Below are 21,156 nucleotides of genomic sequence, written 5' to 3' on the forward strand. Positions count from 1 at the left end.
TTTGATAAATTATCTAAAAACATACAGTATTAAAGATAATTTATTTAATTCATGATACGGCGTTTTATAAAATGAAAAAGCACAATACAAATCAATAAAACTCTTTGACTTGTATTGTGCTTTTTTTTGGTGAGTCTTCCATGAATACCTACTTAATCTCAAAACCGCCAATTCCGATTTTAAAACCTTCGGCAAACAACTCAACCGTATATTTACCCGAACGATATGCCGTGCCTCTGTGGTAGGCAACTTCTACGAATTGATTGATATTATCGTAATAAATATCAGCCTTGGTGGTGTAAGCGTAATCTTTGCCTTCAAAAATAAAACTACCTGAGCCTGTTGCCGCATCAAAAAGTGTTGACCCATCTGGATCGAGAATACGAATGAAAATGGTTTTCTTTTCGTGCTCAGTCAATTCATTTTTGGCTAACATAAAAGAAATTTTGAGACGAGCTAATTTGTCATTTCTCATTCTTCTGTCATCAAATTCTCTGCCTTTTTGATTGATACCTGTAATTTTCACAAACTCCGTTTTTAAGGCTGTCGCACGTGAGACTTTTTCGGCTAATGCCTTATTCCGAATATCCGCATCCTCTTTTTGGGCGCGTATTCGAGCAGCAGTATTGGCGAGAGCGGATTTCTCAGATTTTAGACTAGTGTTCTCCTCACTAAGATCTTCATTTTGAGATGCCAACTCGGTATTCTCTGCACGCAAACGCTGTATTTCCTGCTCTTTAACAGTTAGTAGTGACTCATAATTCAAAATTTTAGCCTGATACGTAGCCTTAATACTCGCAATTTCTTCAGAAGTATTTTTGAGTAGTTGAGCCTTATCCAGCTCCAACTTAGCTTTGGCTTTTTGTAGCTCAGATATATCTCCTCCCAGTTCTTGAATCTCTGCAATCTTACTATCCAATTGATGCATAATAGAATCTAGCTTGATACGAGTCTCGGCCAACTGTACAACTTTTTCTTCGATGACTTCTTGTTGACTTTTTTTAATATCATTGCTTTGAATCACCATGTATAGCAACACCGCAGCTACCACCGACACGACAGCAATACCTGCTCGCAGCATTCCATTGACACCCTGATTAGGACCTCTTAGTTCTTTAAACGAATCATTACTCATATTTTCAAACAAAGTTAGAGAAATTGCACTGTAACACTTTAGGCTGTAAGCTATATGCCGTAAGCAAAAAGTTAAATGTTTTTTTCATGAAAGAATATAAACTTTTTTGCCTAATGCCCACAGCTTACAGCCTAAAGCATATTAATTTACAAAAACTGTAATACACTTTCTAAGCCCATTCCTCTCGAACCTTTCACGAGAATATGGGTATTTTCAACTTTATGGTCTTGCAACCATACGTGCAAACCAAACTTGTCTGGGAAATAATGCACCTTCATGATGGGTAACTGAGACACAGCGGATTCCATCAATTTTCCTGCCAAAAGAATATAGTCAAATTGACAATTTTTCAAGAGTTCTCCGATAGCTTTATGCTCTGCTTCTGCCTCCTCGCCTAGTTCGAACATATCACCCAAAATCACCATTTTTTTATCTGCCTTCAAATTATTGAAATTGGTAATAGCGGCATTCATTGAAGATGGGTTTGCATTGTACGCATCCATCAAAACAAGATTTGTTCCTTTTTCAACAAACTGCGAACGGTTATTATTTGGCACATAGTCAGCCACTGCCTGACAAGCAGTTTGAGTATCTATGCCAAAATATTGCCCTATGCGAATGGCAGCGCACATATTGAAGAAATTGTATTTACCCGTCAAATGAGTGGTGTAAGCATGTCCGTCCGAGTCTTCAAACGTCACGCTAGGGATTTCTTCAGTCAAGGTTACTACGGTAGCAAAATCAGTACTTGGCTCAGCACTATAAGTAATTACCTCAGCAAAGTTTTTGCCTTGCGTCATTTCATAAGTCGGAGTTGAAGCAACATTGACAAAAACTGTTCTATGATTTTCTGATAAAAAATCAAACAATTCACCTTTTCCTTTTCTAACGCCTTCAACACCACCAAAACCCTCTAAATGTGCTTTTCCGATATTGGTAATAAAGCCGTGCGTAGGCTCACAAATTTCAGCTAATTCCTTAATATCGCCTTGCTTGTTGGCACCCATCTCGATAATCGCCAGCTCTATCGAATCATCAATCGCCAATACTGTTAAAGGTACTCCAATATGATTATTGAGGTTTCCAAGCGTTGCATACGTTTTATACTTTTTGGATAAAACACAGTTTATCAGCTCCTTAGTGGTGGTTTTCCCATTTGAACCAGTGAGCCCCACGAAAGGAATATTCAACTGTTTGCGATGGTAATTGGCTAGTTGTTGTAAAGCCAGTAGACCGTCCTCGACCAATAAATAACGTTCATTTTGAACAACAGCGGGGTCATCAACTACCACATATGCAGCACCTTTTTCAAGTGCTTGGGTCGCAAACTGGTTGGCATCAAAGTTGGGTCCTTTCAGAGCCACAAACAAAACTCCTTGATCAATCTTACGGGTATCGGTAGATACGCCAGTACATTCTTTGTATTTTTGGTATAATTCGCTAACCGAAATCATCATTTTTGTCGTTTAGTTGTTATCAACAATTTGCCGAAGAAAAGGTTTGATAATAATAGAATCTCTAAAAGTAGTTGTGAGGACTACGCTATTTTTTATTTTATTTTGAAAAAACATGCAACCATCTCTATATTCAATTGGGTCTTTGAGACAAGGTGGTTTTTTCTTCTTTTCGTTAAAAAAAATAATATACTGATTAATAATCAATTAAACCTCACAAACTAGTTATCTGTTAAATACTCATCGAATTTCGTATAATTCAACTACGAAATAAGCAAACAAATATCGAATGAAAAAATTACTTACGCTCTATATAGTTTGGTCTTCTATTCAAATTTATGCCCAAGAAATCTCTTTTAAGTATAACGACCAAGTAAAAATCCTTCAGAATGGACAAAACCTTGTCAATGCCTTTGCGGGCGGTTTGAATGCTCCACAGTTTTCGACTTGTCAGCTCAACAACGAGGGTCCAGAAGACTTAGTCGTTTATGACCGTACTGCCCAGAAGGTATTTACTTTTTTGGCAACCAAGAATACTTCTGGAGTCTATTATTGGCAATATGCACCACAATACGAAACGTTATTCCCTACACTGCAAAACTGGATGCTATTGGTAGATTATGACAAGGATGGTCGAAAAGATTTGTTTACTCATTCCTCAGCAGGATTAAAATTGTACCGCAATACCACTACTGCGGATAAGGTTTCGTGGCAATTGATTGCGAGTCCACTTTATAGCATCGGTTTTTCAGGGAAAATCAATCTCAATGTAACCGCTACCGATATTCCTGCGATTACAGACATCGATAACGATGGCGACATTGATGTTTTATTATTTGATCCTTCGGGCGATTTTGTCGAATTTCATAGAAATAATGCCGTCGAGAAATACAACGACCCAACTCGTCTCGAATTTGTAAAAATCGGTTATTGCTGGGGGGATTTTATCAAGCAATTATGTCAAGATTTTCAGTTTGGGATAGATTGTGGTGATACACCTGCTGGACAAAAATCTACAGACCCTAGTGCGCAAAAAGTCCTTCATTCGGGCAATGCCTTGCTATTACTTGACTTAAATGGTGACAATAAAAAAGATGTGCTTTTTGGACATATCACCTGTAACAATATTGCTGCGCTGATCAATCAGGGTACGCAACAACGCGCCTCTTTTAAGTCGGCAAACTATGTGTATCCCACCAATACCACTGCCATTGATTTTCCTATATTTCCAGCAGTCTATTTCGAAGACCTCGATTTTGACGGCATCAAAGACTTAGTGGCAGCACCAAACGGATTTGACAGTGCGGAAAGAACTGTTGACTTTCAACAATCTGTATGGTTTTATAAAAATACAGGAAAAGATAACTTGCCTATTTGGAATTTTCAGGGTAAAAATTTTCTCCAAAATACCATGCTCGATTTAGGAGAAAACGCCTCTCCTGTCTTGGTCGATATTGACGGTGATGGCGACAAAGATTTGGTGATTGGATATAGCGGAAATATAACCTTAACTGGCGTAAAAGCTGGTTTGGTTTTATTGGAAAATAAAGGCGATAACACGTTCGAAGTAAAAGATACAGATTATTTGGGACTCGTAAAATCTATGCAATTGTTGGATGTTCGTCCCTTCGTGGCTGATATTAATGGCGATGGTGTCGATGATTTGGGCTTTAGTTCTAATTCGTCTAAAGGCATGGAAATAAGATACATTCCCAACAAGGCAGCTCGTAATCAAGCTTTTAATATTCAGTTGAGCAACGCGGTGTTATTGCCCACATTTACAGACTTTTTAGCTGGCGAATCTGTTACTTTTTTTGACTTTGATAAAGACGGGAAAATGGATATTTTACATGGAACCTCGCGTGGAAATATTCGTTTTATCCAAAATACTGGAAGTAATCAATCACCTAAGTATGTGGTACAAAATGATAACTTAGGCAAGCTTCAGACAGATTATATTGCAGGTAATATATTTCTGACAACAGGTGATGTCAATCTTGATGGAAAAACTGATTTGCTTGTTGGGAATCGTACGGGTAATATGAGTATTTACAGAAGTTTCCAAGAGCAAAACACCAATCAATTCGTAGCAGATACTAGTCTGATATTCAACAGTTTTAGTAATAAGTCTGAAAACTTATTGATTGGAGGAAATGCCACAATTGCCATTGGAGATTTAGACAACGATTTGCTTCCTGATGTAATCATTGGTACTAATACGGGAGGATTACGAGTATTAAAAAACCTTACCAAGGTGGTCATTACTGGTACTGAGCAAGACCAAATTAGTCAGGTTTATCCAAACCCCACCAATAGGTATGTCTATGTAAAAATGACCGAAAATGCACAGGCAACGCTGATTGACTTGAGCGGTCGTATTATCCAAAATACAAGAATGGTTCGTGCCAATACAGAAGAGGTCTTCGACTTGCAAGGACTACCCACAGGTATGTATTTGCTCAAAATAGAAACAGGTAAAAAGTCCCAAACCTCTAAAATCATCTTGAGAAATTAGGGCTAGGCTATGGCTTTTAGCTGGACAAAATTGAATCTCCTAGTTCAAGACTTAGTCTTGGACTTTCTTTTTTTATACAGTTTACAAGTGTTTTAGTAAAATTGAGTGCCAAAGTTTAAAATTTCCTCAAAATCTGGGATGCCTCCTATTTTTACAAAAAACCTATAACGAGCACACAAGGAATTTTGTACTAACCTCTCTATTTAGCCATTATATTTATTTTCTCACAAAGGGACAATAATTGAATTATTTCTATTTAATTTTGTTATAAATCATTTGATTTTGAGTTAGTGCGCAAAATCAAATCTAATTTTTTAGCTTTCGGCTTTCAGCTATGTGCATTCGGCAAAAACGTATCTATCGTTACTAAAAAATTATTTAACTCGCTTTGCCTTGTGCCTGTTAACTTGTACCTAAAACCCAAAACTTAAGTTTATAGGAAAAAAATAAACATTGATTATTGTCATAAATGATGTTTTTCCCTAAAAAACAAGACACCAAGCTGAGTAGATGTTTTTATCTTTACAAAAAGAAAGAAAAGGTTTTTGGTCCACATAAAAGATTTCTTTTGGATAACCCCAAAACCCTGAGTCATAAAACTATCCCAAAACGATGACGTCTATCCAACATATACTATTCAGTGCTATTGAGGCCACAGCAAATGAGAAAGAATTAGAGTGGGTTAAAACTAAGGCTAATTCTGATGTAAAAGCGATTCAAATAGCCTTTGTTTCAGCGCCTAGATTTATTCGCAAAGTAGCAATTCGTGTCGACGAAAAGGTAATTCATTCGGTTGTACCAGATTGGCAAATTGAAGAATGGACTTTAGAAAGATTGGTACGTGTTTATCTGCTATTGCATATTCCAAGCGAACAAAGTGAAGAATATGTCAAAAATATAGAAACGCTTTTTGATACCGCCGAAATCAATGAATTAGTAGCGCTTTATTCGGCCTTGCCAGTATTGTCCTATCCAGAAAAATGGCTTTTTAGAGCCACAGAGGCTGTTCGCTCTAATATGGGCGTCGTTTTTGATGCTATCGGATTTGGCAATCCTTACCCTTTTCTACATTTTTCAGAACTAGCATGGAATCAATTGGTGCTAAAATGTATTTTTAATGATAAACCTATTCATTTGATTGTAGGCTTGGAAAAACGTGCTAACCGCAAACTTGCTGAAACACTTTCCGACTTTGCACATGAGCGCTGGGCAGCCGACCGCAAAGTGCCTGCACAAGTATGGCGTTTGGTAATCAATTTTATGAATGATACAATTTTGGCTGATTTGGATAAACTTTTTCAGTCAAATGACATCCAAAATCAAACAGCAGCAGCTTTGGTATGCTCCGAAACATCATTTCCTGGTGCTGAAAGTTTGTTAGAAAATTACCCTCAATTACGAGCTTCTGTACAAAAAGGACAATTGAGCTGGAAGCAATTGGAGGTTCATCAACTGTGTTATGTGTAGTGACTCAAAAGATAAGAAGGAAACGCAAGCAACTCACTAACTCACTCATTTTCAATTCACTCATTCGATTATGTGTAATAAACATTCAGAAATACAACAAAATCCTTCGCACTTTGAAGGTTCGGCAGAGGAGAAAGTAACTGCGCAACACGTGCAGGCCAATTTCATGGATTATATAAAGGATATGAAGTTTTTTGACCCGCATATACACATGACTTCACGTACAACCGACGACTATCAAGCCTTAGCCGACGCTGGTGTTGTGGCGATTATCGAACCTGCTTTTTGGTTGGGACAACCCCGCACAGGTTTGGCGACATTCAAAGATTACTTTAGCAGTCTGGTAGGTTGGGAAAGATTCCGCTCGTCACAGTTTGGTATCAAACATTATTGTACGATTGGGCTTAATTCTCGTGAAGCCAACAACGAACCCTTGGCAGAACAAGTCATGGAGATTTTGCCACTATATCTTTACAAAGAAGGCGTGGTTGGTGTTGGAGAAATTGGTTTTGATGACCAAACTCCCGCAGAAGAAAAGTATTATCGTTGGCAATTAGATTTAGCCAAAGAAGCTAATTTACCCGTACAAGTTCACACGCCACACCGCGATAAACGCAAAGGTACCGAGCGTAGTATGGCTATTGCGCTCGAACATGGTATTGCTCCCAACATGGTAATCATTGATCACAACAATGAGGAAACCGTAAAAAGTGTGCTCGACCAAGGTTTTTATGCAGCATTTACGATTTATCCATTTACCAAAATGGGTAACGAAAGAATGGTAGAAATTGTAAAACAATATGGCTCTGAAAGAATCATGATTAATTCTGCGGCTGACTGGGGTATTAGCGACCCACTTGCCGTTGCCAAAACTGCCGCTTTGATGAAAATGAAAGGCATTTCGGCCCATGACATCAAAATGGTTACTTATCAAAATGCCATCGACGCATTTGCACAAAGTGGTCAAATCAATGTGGAGGATTTTGAGAACAATACGGTTATTGACCAAAGTAAAACTTTCAATGGAAATACCATTTTGAGAGGAGGACAACAACCACGTATCGATAAAAATGCGATAGTGATTAGATAGGTAGGAGTGATGAATTGTATATTAGGCACAAGGCAAAGAGTGTTGAATTGTTTAGATATGTTTTTGCCGAATGCCCATAGCTGAAAGCCGAAAGCTCAAAAATTGAATTTTATTTTGCTTACTTACTAAGGTGCTGGGCATTATGCTAAATTTGAAAAGTATTTCTCCTGAAATAACCAAAGCTTTTTGCCTATAGCCTACGGCTAACAGCCTAAAGCGCATAAACCAATTCTCTGTTTTTAACTTCTTTAATAGACAAATTGAAACTTAAATATTATTTACAACTCATGCGACCGGCGAATATGATAACGGCGGTCGCAGACATTTTGGCAGGTATGAGTATTGTACACTTTGTGTTTGACACAAACTATTTTCATGTACAATCTGTTCTATACTTGTCTATATCCACCTTGGGATTGTATGGAGGGGGTGTGGTGTTCAACGACGTATTCGATGCCGAACTGGATGCCATCGAACGTCCCGAACGAGCGATTCCGAGCAAAAAAGTGACTCTTACTGAGGCGAGCATGTTAGGCAGTATTTTGTTACTAATCGGTGTGATTAGTGCCTATTTACAAAGTCCTTTAAGTGCGATTTTTGCGATTATAACCGCTATTGCAGCTTTAGTTTATGACAAATGGGGAAAACATCATTCATTTTTAGGTCCCGTCAACATGGGCCTATGCAGAGGTTTTAACCTGTTACTTGGCATGAGTGTAATGCCTGAACAATGGCAAAATTTCCAATATTTAGCCATTATTCCTGTTATATATATTGCAGCTATTACGATGGTAAGTCGTGGTGAGGTACATGGAGGAAGCAAAAATATCCTATACTTTGCAGCGCTCTTGTATCTGCTGGTGAGTTCGGCGCAGTTGTATGTATCTTTTACAAGAGGAACACTTTGGTTAACAGCCATTTTGGTAGCCAGCCATCTTTACTTGATAGGAAAACCATTATTCAAAGCTATTCAACTTCCTATAGGTCCCAATATCGGAAAAGCTGTAAAAGCAGGCGTGTTATCTTTAATCATTATGGATGCTGCTTGGGTGAGTTTATCGGGAAATATTGTTCAGACTTTAATCGTTGTATTGCTTTTACCACTATCAATGCGTTTGGCAAAAATGTTTGCCGTAACGTAATTGTGAATGATGAATTGTGAATGATGAATTGTGAGTGCAAATTTATGATTACTAATATCTTAACTCATCAATATGTCAAACTTAATTATTAGTTTTTGGGTGGTCATCTATAAGTATTAGGTAGAAAAGCTTCTATGAATTCATAAGAAATATTTTTGCCGAAAAGCCCATAGCTGAAAGCCGAATGCCAAATAATTGAATTTAATTCACAATTCATCATTCACGATTCATCACTAAAAATCACCACATGTTAATTGTATGACTTAGCGCCCGACAATATTCTTTGGCACTAAATGACTTAAAATCTTAATTCAATGTCAGTTATTCAGCAATCTTTTCAGGTACATTTTTCTTATAATATCCAATTTACTAAAAACTTATTTGCGCCTGAAAACTCATTATTCATAGATTTTCTCCGTAACTACGGTAGTCCAACCTTCAAAAAGAAAATACTTTTTCTCATTGACGAAGGCGTTGCCGAGGCACATCCTTACTTGCAAGATGCCATTCGTAACTATTTTGCAACCCAAGATGCCATTGAACTTGCTTCAGATATTCTGGTATTGCCGGGAGGAGAAATCGTCAAAAATCAACCTAGTTATTTCGACAAAGCTCTCGAAGCGATTGATACTTATGGTATCGACCGCCATTCGTTTGTGGCTGCCATTGGTGGTGGTGCGTTTTTGGACATGACAGGCTACGCTTCGGCGGTGGCACATCGTGGGGTCAAGCATATCCGCATTCCAACAACGGTTTTGTCACAGAATGATTCGGGTGTTGGGGTAAAAAATGGCATTAACTATATCGGAAAAAAGAACTTCTTAGGCACATTTGCTCCCCCAGTAGCAGTGTTCAACGATAGTAATTTCTTGACAACCCTCAACGACCGTGATTGGCGTTCGGGCATTGCAGAAGCCGTTAAAGTAGCCTTAATCAAGGATTTGAAGTTTTTCACATGGCTTGAAGAGCATGCGTTTGCTTTGGCAAATCGTGATGAAGATGCCATGTACCAGCATATTTTCCGTTGTGCCGAATTGCACGTCCAGCATATCTCTAGTGGCGACCCATTTGAAAGTGGTTCAGCAAGACCTTTGGATTTTGGGCATTGGGCTGCACATAAGTTAGAATATCTTACCAATTTCACTATTCGTCACGGTGAAGCTGTTGCGATTGGTATTGCCTTGGATTCGGTGTATTCGCATCTTAAAGGTGATTTAACCGAAAATGATTTACAGAGAATCATTACGCTTTTACAAAATTTAGGCTTTGAGCTATATCACCCAGCCTTGGCAGAAAATGATAAAATCAATCTTTGGAAAGGCTTAAATGAATTTAGAGAACATCTTGGTGGTCAACTAACCATTACCCTTTTAAAAGCATTAGGCAAAGGCGAGGAAGTTCACGAGATAGATTTTGAATTAGTAAAACAAGCCGTAGATTATCTGGCTTCGAAGGTTTGTGTATTTTAAGGCTTTTACGAAATTAACAATAAACTAGCATGAAAACTCCCAATGGTCATTTGACTTATTGTAGCAATATCCATACAGGTGAAGATTGGCAACATCATTTTTCAGTACTTCAAAATAGTATTCCAGTAATCAAACAACAAGTGAGTCCCAACCAGCCGATGGGAATTGGCTTGCGTTTGGCCAATCAGGCGAGTATTGATTTAAGTCAAAAAGATCATCTTGAAACTTTCAAAAATTGGCTATCTGAGCAAAATTGTTATGTATTTACGATGAATGGATTTCCTTATGGAGATTTTCATGATGCTGTAGTAAAAGACCAAGTTCATGCACCTGACTGGACTACCACCAATCGTCGTGATTATACCATCCGAATGTTTGAAATATTGGCTGACATTTTACCAACCGATATGCAAGAAGGTGGGATTTCGACCTCGCCTCTCTCCTATCGTTATTGGTGGGAAACGCCTCAAAAACTGGCTGATGCTATTGCTATTTCGACGACGCATATTTTACAAGTAGTTGAAAAACTGGCTGAAATTCAGAAATCAACAGGCAAAATATTACACTTGGATATAGAACCAGAACCAGATGGTATTCTCGAAAACTCATCTGAGTTCATCGACTGGTATCAACGTATATTACTGCCAACAGCCAAAGAACATTTCAAAGATAAAAACCTAACAGACAAGCAAATAGAAGTCCTTATTCATACGCATGTCCAACTATGCTATGATATTTGCCATTTTGCCGTAAACTTTGAGAAACCTGAAGCGGCTTTGACAAAACTAGCAGAATTAGGGATTAATATTGGCAAGTTTCAGGTTAGTTCAGCAATTCGAGTAGTATTTGATGAACAAAAAGCAGAAAAACTCGCAGCTTTGGCACAATACAACGAACCTACCTATTTGCACCAAGTAGTCGCGTTAAAAGAAGATGGAAGTTTTGAGAAGTTCACTGACCTTGGCGATGCTTTAGTAGCTGCTCAAACAGTGTCTTATCAAGAATGGCGAGTACATTTTCACGTACCTCTGTTTATCGAACATTATGGACTTTTGTCGTCTACTAGAAACGATATTGTCGAAACATTGGCTTTGCATAAACAAATGCCTGCCACCAATCATCTCGAAATCGAAACATATACATGGGGAGTGTTGCCCGCAGAGGTGCAGGCGCCTTTAAATGATTCTATTGTTCGAGAAATCGCATGGGTAAAAACCTTGGTTTAGCACTAAACTCATTGCTCCCAATTTTTTAGAAATATGAAAAAAACTGTTGTTATTGATATAGTTGGGCTTAGCACCAGCGTAATTGGTGAACATACACCATTTTTGAAAAAGTATTTTGAAGATCATCATTTTACCCATATCAAACCTGTACTTCCCGCGGTAACTACTACAGCACAAAGTACTTATGTAACAGGCAAATTCCCTAAAGAACATGGAATCGTCGGTAATGGCTGGTACGATCGTACTGAATCTGAGGTAAAGTTTTGGAAACAATCTAATAAGTTGGTACAGTCAGAAAAAATCTGGGATGCCGCCAAAAAATTAGACCCCAACTTTACTTGCTCAAAGATGTTTTGGTGGTATAATATGTATTCAACTGCCGATTATTCCGTAACACCAAGACCGCAATATCATGCTGATGGTGTAAAAGCACCCGACTGTTATTCTCACCCTTCGAGTTTGAGAGATGAGCTACAAGCTGAACTTGGAACTTTCCCACTTTTCAACTTTTGGGGTCCCAATGCCAACCTTAAATCTTCGAAATGGATAGCCGATGCTTCTGTTTGGGTAGACAAAAAACATGACCCTACGTTGACCTTAATCTACCTCCCACATTTGGATTATTGTTTACAAAAATATGGAGTTGATTTTTCGAAAATTCATAAAGAATTGGGCGAAGTTGATAAGTTGGTGGAAGATTTAGTGACTTATTATCGCCAGAAAGATTGTAATATTATTTTACTTTCTGAATATGGCATCAATACGGTCAACAATCCAATCCATGTCAATCGTATTTTAAGAGAAAATAACTTAATAAATGTACGTGTAGAAAAAGGGTTAGAACTGTTGGATGCAGGTGCTTCAAAAGCTTTTGCCACCGCCGATCACCAAATAGCACACGTGTATGTCAACGACAAAACACAGCTTGAAAAGGTAAGAACAATCTTAAATAATATTGCTGGGGTAGCCTTAGTTTTAGACGAAAATACAAAAAAAGATTACCACCTTGACCATGAGCGTTCAGGCGATTTTGTCTTAATGGCCGACGCAGATAGCTGGTTTACCTATTACTATTGGTTCGACGATGCAGTAGCACCTGACTTTGCACGTTTGGTAGATATTCACCGCAAGCCAGGGTATGACCCAGTTGAGATGTTTATGAATCCTAAAAATCCTTTGATTAAGTTACGTGCTGCATATAAACTTGCTCGTAAGCTATTTGGATTCAGATACTTGATGGATGTTATTCCTTTGGATGCTACACTTGTAAAAGGCTCTCATGGTGGTATAAACATTGGTAAAGAATACTATCCAATCCTTGTGACAGACAAAGCAATCGACAAAAAGGAAATCGATGCTACTGAAGTTTATCAAGTCATTTGGGAACACTTGGTAAACTAATACAATCTTACTGAGCGATTGAAAGACAACACAATCGCTCAGTAACATCATTTAAAAACTACTGATTTGTCACCTCAATAAACTCTACATTTACACCTGTATAGTACAAAGTTGTAGTAGCTTCAAAGCCTGAGTCGGTACCAATCATCAACCATAATTGTCCTTGAGCGTCGGTTTTACCTGTAAATGTTCCCGAACGTTTAACCAAGGTATATTGATTTTTGTCTGTTCCATTCGCTACATTTCCCATTACTTTCATGTCTTTTCCGTCAGCAGCTTGGGAAATTTTTCCTACATTTTTGATTCTGTAATAGCCGTTATCAACCTCTTTTTTTGGTTCGATTGCGCTAAATCCTGCTCCGAAATACACACTCTCGCCTGGCGAACCACCCACTCCCATCATACCGTTAGGTACTGTACTTGCAAACTCCACCTCAAATTTGGCATTGTACGTCTGATTAGGTTTAAGACCTGTTACTTTCTTTTTCAAGAACATAAATAAATCATCGCTATGATTATTTCCTGAAATTCGTAGAGCTTTTTTTGCTGTATCCAGAGGTGCAGGTAGTTTGGTATGGCTGTAGCTCAACTCATAAAACACAGAATCAGTTGTTGGATAATCTGCAAAATCACCTACCCAACCTTGACTGTTTGTCGTAAATTTATCAGATAAAACAAAGCGTGTAGGAAAGCTATCATTGTCAGAACAAGACATCAAAGTAGCCGCAGCGATGATACTAAAAAGGTATTTTTTCATAATGTTGTGTTGATTTGTTTTGCTTTAAAGAGTGCGCAAAATCAACGGAAGGTTGGAAAGAAGTTGTAATTTTTTCTAAAAAAGTATTTAATAATGTGACTATCAGAGCCTTATTTTTTCATTTTTTCCAAACTTGATGCAGTTGATTAGGTAGCTAAAAACTGAATCTTCAAAAAATTGAGTATAATTACTTTTTTTATCCAAAGTTTTGTAACTTTATCCTATCAATATTTCTATCGAGTTATCCAAACACACCCAAATATCATTTTTCCTCTCTGAAAGCTACATTTTTTATGTTTTTTCGATAAAAACAATCAACAAATTCAAAATTCTACCACTTTTAATTCAGTATCTCAAACTCAATTTATTTTAGTTTCACATTTTTCAATAAGGCAGTATTCTCTCTAATTTATTCAATTCCCACTATTGTGTACTATTATGACACCTAAGTTCGACAATTTACATCGCTTTGAGCATCTGAGCTCGACCCTCAAAGCCGCTCTTGAGCAAAGAGCCATAACTCAAATGAAAAAACATCATGTGTTATTTAAAACCATGAAAGTCACGGAGCATGAGATAATCATTCAAACAAGTCAGCTCCAAAAAGAAGAAAATGAACCCAATATCAAAGAAGTTTTGGTGAAGGTTACAGAAGAAGTTTTTAGTCCATTTTTATATGGAAGAAGGTTACGTATTGGCGTCAAACTTTTTATTCCAACAAATACTGATGTAGTGGACGCTCAGTGGATTTTGGATAAAATGGCACAGCAAAAACTAAAGTTTGAAGACTTAGAAAGGATTTTGGGAATAGAAAAATACACACTATCGGTTTATACCTCTGGAAAATACAAGCTTAATCGTGCCGAAAAAGGGATGTTCTATTACTTTTTTACTTACCGCAATTTAGTAGCACAAATCAAAGCAAGCATGAAGAAGAGGGAGAAACAAGAAGAGGTATTAGAAAATGTGGTGGCTCCGGCGGGAATCGAACCCGCATCAAACGTTTAGGAAACGCCTATTCTATCCATTGAACTACAGTGCCAAGTGGTCTACCATACGAGACCACACAGAACAAAATTACTTAAAAAAGTAAGTAATTAAAAGTTTCTCAAATCGAAACAGGGACTTTATTCTGCCCAGCTTTCAGTATTTTCAGTGTACGATTCATCAGTAGTGAGCCAGTTAGGGAAAATCTGGATATGCTTACTTTTTACCAAATTAAGCACAGTATCTCTTAATTCGTCTAGATTTTCCTTCTGCTCTGCCGAGATAAATACCGCCAAAGGTTGAGGAGTGTGCAAATATGATTTTTTCAAAAACTCTGTAACTTTCTGAATTCTCGAAGCTTGATCTTTTGGCTCTTCTTCCCAAGGATTCTCACCATGAACAACTTCCCAATCGTCCTGCTCTTTTTCTTCTGTTTCGGGTTCTACCTCAAACTTATCGATTTTGTTAAATACCAAAATCGTTGGTTTATCCGCTGCACCAATTTCAGTCAAAGTATCATTTACAATCCCAATTTGTTCTTCGTAATTTGGGTGTGAAATATCCACAACGTGCAATAGAATATCTGCTTCACGCACCTCATCTAATGTCGATTTGAATGATTCAATCAACATGGTAGGCAATTTTCGGATAAACCCTACGGTATCTGACAACAAAAAAGGAATAGAATCAATCGTAACTTTACGAACGGTAGAATCTACGGTTGCAAACAATTTGTTTTCGGCAAATACGTCAGCTTTTGCCAAACGACGCATCAAAGTAGATTTACCTACGTTGGTATATCCCACTAAGGATACACGCACCATTCTGTCACGATTTTTACGCTGAGTAAGTGCTTGTTTATCGATTTGACGTAACTTTTCCTTCAAAAATGAGATACGGTCGTTGGCTGTACGACGGTCCGTTTCCAATTCTTTTTCACCCGGACCACGCATACCCACACCCCCACGCTGTTTGGACAAGTGGGTCCACATGCGTGTCAAACGAGGAAGGATATATTGCTGTTGTGCCAACTCCACTTGCGTACGTGCTTGTACGGTTTGCGCACGCATCGCAAAAATATTGAGGATAAGCAAACTTCGGTCTAATACCTTTACTTCTTTTTGAAAATGTGCAAATTCTGCTTCGATGTTACGAATCTGAATAGGAGAAAGTTCATCATCGAAGATAATCATATCCACATCGTTGTCGATTACATACATCAAAATATCTTGCATTCGTCCTTTTCCTACATACGTGCGGTTGTCGGGACGTTCGAGTTTTTGAGTAAAAGTGTACAGTGTTTCGATACCCGAAGTATCTGCCAAAAATGCTAGCTCATCGAGATATTCTTTGGTCTGAGCTGCATTCTGTTTCTGCGTTTGAACGGCAACCAAAACTGCCGTTTCTTTTTCTTTATAAGTACTATGCATAAAGCTTATTTATCGAATTCACTTACTGAGAGGATAAAATTATCATTACTAAGTCGCTGTTTTTCAATACTATATCCACTCAAAGTGTGTGTGCAAAAATGGCGCAAGGCCAAACAAAATTATTTTATATTTACAAGAGAATTATGTAGTGTTAACTCCTTATGAAAGTGCGTTCAAGAATTTTACTTAACTTTTATCAAACAGGCAAAAGTTCTCTTCGCCACTGCTTACTTTTCTTGTCTTGACACAAGAAAAGTAACCGCGCGGCGGCCGCAAAAGAAAGTCAAGAAATCCTAAACTCGCCTACGGCTCAAACAACAGGATTTCTTAAAATCAAATAGACCAAAACATAAACAGCTCATTAATAGAAACTTACACAATCCAAGTATGTTCTTTGATGACATAAAGCCGAACGACAAAGATACTGCTTTCTCTTTAGAGTTGGTACGTCAATCTGTAAAGCATTGACATACCGAGTTTTGTTATGATTGCTGATCTAGGGTATCCTGATAAGGGGCAATAATCAAGTGATTCTCATTATGGATTTTGAGTGTATGACCAAATTTTTGCGCAATTTCAACTACTTCTTCTGGCTTTAAACTACCTTTTTGAAATAACACTTTCGATAAGGCAACCAAATAATCCTTATTTTGAACCAAAAGTTCTTGTGTTTCTTGCTCCAAATTTTTCATCATTTTCTCAATCGGCCAATCAGTTACAGTCATATCCATACTGTATTCCGCTGAACTCATGTAATAGGATGCGAAATTGCGGTCAAAGCCAAATTTTCGAATGTATTCCATCACTAATCCTGCTGCATCTTCTCGATCGAAACTTTGCGCAATTGTGACGTTTTCTTCTCCAAAAATCAATGATTCGGCTAATCCTCCTGCTAAATAAATTTTGATTTTCTTCAAAACATTTTGCTCCGACATGTGTATCTGATGGGGAAATGAAAATCCTCCTGCATACGACGACGCTACTCTTGACTTCAACTGTAGTGGTGCAACACCCAATAGTAAAGAATATGCCACTGCATGACCAGATTCGTGTACTGAGATATTAGCAATCATATCTGGCAAGTTGTTCTGACGAATCAAATCTACCTTACCTATATAGGGAATTCGTTTTTCGGAGGTTTCGCCCCAAGTGGCAATAAGCTCTTTTTCAACAAAATTATAATCCAAAGTAATTTCTTCTGCACTTTCAACTAATGCTTCAAAAATAACACTAGACAAATTGGCCTCCACAACGTCCACGATACTCGAAAACACTGGTCTAACGCCTTGAACAGGGAATACCCCATTTTGATAAACTAGTTGTTTAACAGCATCTGTCACTGTCGTTTTCAACCCAAAATGCTCAATATTTCTTTCTTGAATTTTACGAACTTCTAAATCAATGAGAGCATTAAAATCTTGCTTTTTGAGTGAACGATAAATCAAGTGAATATTTCCAAAACGTGCGACTTGTTCTGGTTTAAACTTCCTCGATAGCGCCTTTTTAATATCAATAATAGTAATTTTTTCGGTAAAAGCCCTAAAAATATCTGCATCTACATCTGTTTCACCCGCTTCGTCGGCCATTGAATATGCTTCGTCGAGGTTACCACTGATAATGATTAAAGTCTTGGCATGATTAATCGGTTCAAAAACGGTCTTTTTATCTCGTTTTTGCTGCATAATTTTCAACATATCATCCTCTTTCATCTCTGCAATTTCATGTACAGACTCATTGAGAACAAATGTTTTTTTCAAATTATATGCTTCCCACAATCCAACCAAATCATCGTCATCATCTGCTACATCATCATCTACAGGCTTATTTTTTCGTTTCTGACGCTGCGTTGACGAGTGCATATAACGCTGCATATATTCATCTATCGACTCCTTATTATCTTTTTTGGAGAGTCGTCCATCAGATAGCAGTTCCCAAAAATCCTGAGAACGGGTATTCGTAACTACTTTTCCTTCAGGGTCAATCGTATAAAAGCGTTGGATTTCATCGAATAATACAATAGCAGGCTTACCGTCATTGATGCAATTACTCTCAAAAATAGAAGCAACCGATGTGTACCAATAGTTTTCGCCATGTGATAACTCGACTTCTACAAATCTATCTTGATATTCAAGTTTTGAAACCAATCGACGAATCAAATCTGTTTTCCCTACACCTGTCATACCCCAAAGGTTTACAACAATCGGGCGAACCAAAACATCTGGCATCAAATACCAGATTTGGATATAGTTGATTAATTCGTCAATAATATAGTCAATGCCGATAAATTCGGATTTCAGCTCTTGTTTAATAACCTCTAAGCGGCGTTTTTTAATATTTATTTCCTCTAGGTTTACCTCAACCTTCTGTTCTGTGCTCATAAGTTTAATTGTTATTTACGTGGTGGGAAACTAAGTCTTTAGGCATCGTATTCATTTCATGCTACGGAATGAACGAATTGGGCAATGACATCCAGAAAAGCTTCTGAATACATAACAATTGCTAAAACAAAAAAATTGAAATTTACAATGACTAAGTTCCCTAAAATAATTTGTAATGAATCAAAAACCAATGGATACTCACTAATGCCATAAGCAGATGAAGTCTCTATCCGATTGATAGATTCTAAAATGATGTAAAGGTTCAATGAAATGCCTTTACTAAGAGAAGAAATTAGGAGAAAAATATAGGAACTTCATGACTTTACCCTAAGGGTGTTTTTATTTTTTTGCAAAGGTACTATTTTTTTATTTACTGTAAAATAGATAAGGTAGATTTTATTAGGAGGAAATAGTATTGAGTGAAGTGAGATTGAGTGATTAAATCTACATACCACCAGTAGAGACGCAATACTTTGCGTCTTAGGTTGAGTAAAATCTAGCATGAGTCATCCCGAATTTAGCGATTTAGTGTACGAGTGGTTGAGTGATTATGTAAAAATTTATTTTCTATCAGTAGAGACGCAATGATTGCGTCTTAAGCCATTCATATCTAGTATAGTATCATCAAAAAAGCGGTCGAAAACATATTTTTCGACCGCCTTTTTGATAAAAACTTGGAAAGTAATCCCATTCCTAAAAATTAGGGATGACTCATGTTATAATTAAATGCTTTAACACCTAGACATTAGGTCAAAAAGTATGTATCATTTCATTTGAAATATTCTTTAACTTTTCGCTTATGGCATATCGCTTAAAGCCTAAGGCATGAAATTATTTCAACGTAGCAATCAATTTCTCGTTCAATGCTACGTAATCATCGTTTTTAGCCTCTTTAGCTAATATAATAGACTGATTTGCAGCTGTAACAGCAGCGGCTTTGTCACCCATTTTGGCTAAGATTTTTGCTTTCAAATGTACCATCCAAAATGCTTTTGGACTGTTTTCGATAGCTTTGTTCGTCCATGCTAATGCTTGTTTCAAATCTTTTCCAGCTTCAAAATAATAGCTAGCCGCTTGGAAATATGGGCGGTTGTCTACGTTCATCGCTGTTTCGATAGACTTAGAAATCTTAGAATCGATATCTGCTACTACAGGAATGTTGATTTGAGTTTTTTCCCAAGAAACTTGAATATCAGCTGTCGCAGGCGTTACATTACCCAATTGAATCGTGAAAGTCTCAACTGATGAAGGCAATGCTACTGGTTTTACTTTGAAACGAGCAACATCTTCTTCTTTTTTGTAACCATCGATACCCCAGTTACCTAATCCTTTGTTGAAAATCACTTCCCATTCGTCTTTGTTTGGAACAGTGTAAAGTACATAAGTACCTGCTTTCACCGCTACGCCACCTACAGTTACATCTTCACCAAAAGTTACTTTTGTAGCTGCGTTAGCACCTGTTCTCCATAATTTTCCATAAGGAGCTAGATCCCCAAAAACAGTTCTACCCTTCATATTGGGTCTAGAATAATTTACCTCAATAGAAGATAAAGCAAAATCTTGTTTGATGGTTTGGGTTGGGCTTGGCGCTGGAGTTTTGATCCCTTGTGCTTGAGCAGTCATGATAGCTGCAGCTGCCACAAATGTTAATAAAATCTTTTTCATGTTATTGTTTAAATTGGAGAATTGTTTGAAGACTATTCAATCATTTTGAACAGTCAAAAATACGACTTTGTTTTACCTAATGGCATATTATAGAGACAAGAAGATATAAAAATTCGACCAATGGTTCCATTCCACCTCTATCAGTTTTTATAAAGATACTGGCAAGTGCTTAATTACAGAACCCACCATCCAATGTACACTCACGTCGTAGCCAGTCATGAGATTAATCATTTTCTTATCTTTCAGCGCCATTTTCTGGATAATTTCAGCAGTTTTATAACCCTGATTGTACCAAAAGCATACCTGTTCGGTAAAGGATTCAAAATAGTCAAGCTTACGCTCCAGAGATTTTCTACCAAATTCTATTTGTGGGTTATGTGCACAAAAAACTTTATCAAAATATAATGCTAAAACTCGCTTAAGTGAATCAATTTGCTGCCATATATTCTCTCCTTTTCGAAACACTTTTATGCGTTGACTTACAAATAAATCACCTGAAAAAAGCCATCCTTCGTTCGGCTCAAGGTAAACATGATGGTCATCGCTATGCCCTGGTGTATAGATAGGCACGAATGAGTATTTGGATGTTTTAATCTCTTCTGGAAGCGTTTTAATAGGTATATCTTGTGGTCGAATTTTACCAAAGAAATACTTTTCATAAAGCATGATATCAAAGCCTTGTCGAACCTTCTCGGCTGTTAAAGGATCTGCAAAAATGGTTGGATGAAAGTGATTGTAAAGTGTAGAAACATTTCCGATATGGTCTTCGTGCCAATGTGTAAGCGCAATTTGCTGAAGAGGCAACTGTTTGAACAAGGATAAAACCGTATGACGACAATTATACTGCCCTGTGTCTATTAGGAGTCCGTCGATGAAGTAAATATGTACCGTAAAAGTGGGTAAACCAGGCCAATGATACCCAAGTTCAAAAGCTTTGACAGGACCATATTGTTTTGTTTTGAGATGCTGCATATTCGTTCAGAATCCTAATAGCTTCGTTGGTCGAAAAGTTGAGATGAAAACTTAAATATAGCATTTTA

Annotated in this window: 14 protein-coding genes and 1 tRNA gene; 7 read left to right on the forward strand and 8 right to left on the reverse strand. The window is 37.5% G+C overall.

Translation table 11 applies throughout. From position 1 onward, the window contains the following. Nucleotides 1-148: 148 nt before the first annotated feature. Nucleotides 149-1,135: a hypothetical protein gene (locus QM524_RS12120; RefSeq protein WP_283344795.1), complete on the reverse strand. Its 987-nt coding sequence runs from the start codon at nucleotides 1,133-1,135 to the stop codon at nucleotides 149-151. 146 nt (nucleotides 1,136-1,281) lie between these two features. After that, nucleotides 1,282-2,592: a UDP-N-acetylmuramoyl-tripeptide--D-alanyl-D-alanine ligase gene (locus tag QM524_RS12125; protein WP_310586448.1), complete on the reverse strand. Its 1,311-nt coding sequence runs from the start codon at nucleotides 2,590-2,592 to the stop codon at nucleotides 1,282-1,284. A 286-nt stretch (nucleotides 2,593-2,878) separates the two neighbouring features. Here QM524_RS12125 and QM524_RS12130 point away from each other — a divergent pair, with 286 nt between their 5' ends. The 7 genes from QM524_RS12130 to QM524_RS12160 all read left to right on the forward strand — a co-directional run bounded on the left by QM524_RS12130 (nucleotide 2,879) and on the right by QM524_RS12160 (nucleotide 12,899). Then, the gene (locus QM524_RS12130) at nucleotides 2,879-5,104 is read left to right on the forward strand and encodes a T9SS type A sorting domain-containing protein (protein ID WP_283344796.1); all 2,226 of its coding nucleotides are present in this window, start codon (nucleotides 2,879-2,881) and stop codon (nucleotides 5,102-5,104) included. A gap of 612 nt (nucleotides 5,105-5,716) precedes the next feature. Next, the gene (locus tag QM524_RS12135) at nucleotides 5,717-6,571 is read left to right on the forward strand and encodes an EboA domain-containing protein (protein ID WP_283344797.1); all 855 of its coding nucleotides are present in this window, start codon (nucleotides 5,717-5,719) and stop codon (nucleotides 6,569-6,571) included. A 70-nt stretch (nucleotides 6,572-6,641) separates the two neighbouring features. After that, on the forward strand, nucleotides 6,642-7,661 hold the full coding sequence (locus QM524_RS12140; RefSeq protein ID WP_283344798.1) for a TatD family hydrolase: 1,020 nt from the start codon (nucleotides 6,642-6,644) through the stop codon (nucleotides 7,659-7,661). A gap of 287 nt (nucleotides 7,662-7,948) precedes the next feature. After that, nucleotides 7,949-8,803 (forward strand): UbiA-like protein EboC, encoded by an 855-nt coding sequence (eboC, locus tag QM524_RS12145; protein WP_283344799.1) that lies wholly within the window; start codon nucleotides 7,949-7,951, stop codon nucleotides 8,801-8,803. Between the two features lie 314 nt (nucleotides 8,804-9,117). After that, nucleotides 9,118-10,272, forward strand: coding sequence for a 3-dehydroquinate synthase (locus QM524_RS12150; RefSeq protein WP_283344800.1), 1,155 nt, complete (start codon nucleotides 9,118-9,120; stop codon nucleotides 10,270-10,272). 29 nt (nucleotides 10,273-10,301) lie between these two features. Continuing rightward, complete coding sequence (gene eboE / locus QM524_RS12155) at nucleotides 10,302-11,498, forward strand: metabolite traffic protein EboE (RefSeq protein WP_283344801.1); 1,197 nt, start codon at nucleotides 10,302-10,304, stop codon at nucleotides 11,496-11,498. A gap of 33 nt (nucleotides 11,499-11,531) precedes the next feature. Next, nucleotides 11,532-12,899, forward strand: coding sequence for an alkaline phosphatase family protein (locus QM524_RS12160; RefSeq protein WP_283344802.1), 1,368 nt, complete (start codon nucleotides 11,532-11,534; stop codon nucleotides 12,897-12,899). Nucleotides 12,900-12,957: 58 nt separating this feature from the next. Here the strand turns inward: QM524_RS12160 and QM524_RS12165 are convergent, their stop codons facing one another. The 6 genes from QM524_RS12165 to QM524_RS12190 all read right to left on the reverse strand — a co-directional run bounded on the left by QM524_RS12165 (nucleotide 12,958) and on the right by QM524_RS12190 (nucleotide 21,088). Next, entirely contained in the window at nucleotides 12,958-13,656 is a 699-nt protein-coding gene (locus QM524_RS12165; RefSeq protein ID WP_095162365.1) for a hypothetical protein, read from the reverse strand. Between the two features lie 967 nt (nucleotides 13,657-14,623). Beyond that, nucleotides 14,624-14,698, reverse strand: a tRNA-Arg gene (locus tag QM524_RS12170). 85 nt (nucleotides 14,699-14,783) lie between these two features. Then, entirely contained in the window at nucleotides 14,784-16,073 is a 1,290-nt protein-coding gene (gene hflX / locus QM524_RS12175) for a GTPase HflX (RefSeq protein WP_283344803.1), read from the reverse strand. A 482-nt stretch (nucleotides 16,074-16,555) separates the two neighbouring features. Continuing rightward, the gene (locus QM524_RS12180) at nucleotides 16,556-18,451 is read right to left on the reverse strand and encodes an AAA family ATPase (protein WP_283344804.1); all 1,896 of its coding nucleotides are present in this window, start codon (nucleotides 18,449-18,451) and stop codon (nucleotides 16,556-16,558) included. Between the two features lie 831 nt (nucleotides 18,452-19,282). Further along, complete coding sequence (locus QM524_RS12185) at nucleotides 19,283-20,116, reverse strand: DUF2911 domain-containing protein (protein ID WP_283344805.1); 834 nt, start codon at nucleotides 20,114-20,116, stop codon at nucleotides 19,283-19,285. Nucleotides 20,117-20,263: 147 nt separating this feature from the next. Continuing rightward, complete coding sequence (locus QM524_RS12190; RefSeq protein WP_283344806.1) at nucleotides 20,264-21,088, reverse strand: MBL fold metallo-hydrolase; 825 nt, start codon at nucleotides 21,086-21,088, stop codon at nucleotides 20,264-20,266. Nucleotides 21,089-21,156: the final 68 nt, after the last annotated feature.

The organism is Flectobacillus roseus, from assembly GCF_030056595.1.
In the GTDB taxonomy this organism is placed as follows: domain Bacteria; phylum Bacteroidota; class Bacteroidia; order Cytophagales; family Spirosomataceae; genus Flectobacillus; species Flectobacillus roseus.